The sequence below is a fragment of the Kitasatospora nipponensis genome, assembly GCF_039528135.1.
Lineage (GTDB): Bacteria > Actinomycetota > Actinomycetes > Streptomycetales > Streptomycetaceae > Kitasatospora > Kitasatospora nipponensis.
The window spans coordinates 1-691 of record NZ_BAAALF010000733.1 but is presented as its reverse complement, the minus strand read 5'-3'; the positions used below and the strand labels follow the sequence as shown (position 1 = coordinate 691).

Annotated in this window: 1 protein-coding gene; it reads right to left on the bottom strand. The window is 70.9% G+C overall.

Annotated features, from left to right (window positions below; translation table 11 throughout):
* Window positions 1-124: 124 nt before the first annotated feature.
* On the bottom strand, window positions 125-691 hold a 567-nt coding region (locus ABD323_RS42990; RefSeq protein ID WP_344447473.1), incomplete at its 5' end, for a hypothetical protein.

Below are 691 nucleotides of genomic sequence, written 5' to 3'. Positions count from 1 at the left end.
CCCAGACGCAGACCGGGCAGATGACGTGCGAACCGGGCCACCCGTCCTCCACCTCAAGAGTCTGGCCCGGCACCCTGACCATCGGGGACTCGTTTTCGGGACACCAGGTCGGGCGCCCAGTGAATCAGCCCGCGCCGGACAGCCCGACGACGCCGACTGCCTTCTGGTCCATGCCGGCGCTGACGCCGATCGCCCCGACGACCGAGACTGCGGTGAGGCCGAGGGCCAGAGAGTTCTGGACCGCAGTGTGGCCGGCCAGGCGGAGGATGAACACCTCCTCCTCGTCCACCTCGGATGCGGGGCGGGAGCCGGCCCGGACGGAGCGCAGGAGTTGCGCGATGCGGCCCGGCAGCGAGCGCAACCTTGCCGCCGAGGACTGGGCCGTGGCGAGCCCGCCCGTGAGGTCCGGGGAGAGCGGGGCGGCAGGGGTGTCACCGCTCTGTCGCAGCTCGTTGGTGCGACGCCGCTGTCGTTCCACGTGGGAGTCGTTGTTCTCCAGCGTCCACAGGAAGGCGGGAACGAACAGGAAGAGGAAGCCCGCCAGCACCGTACCCACCGCGGCCCAGCGTTCGGGCGCGGACGCGGGGACGTTCGCCAGGACGAACTGGGGCAGCCAACCCAACGTCAGCCACAGGAATCCGAGCAGCAGGCAGTCCTGGGCCGCGTTGCGGGCGGGTGGATAGTCGGTGCG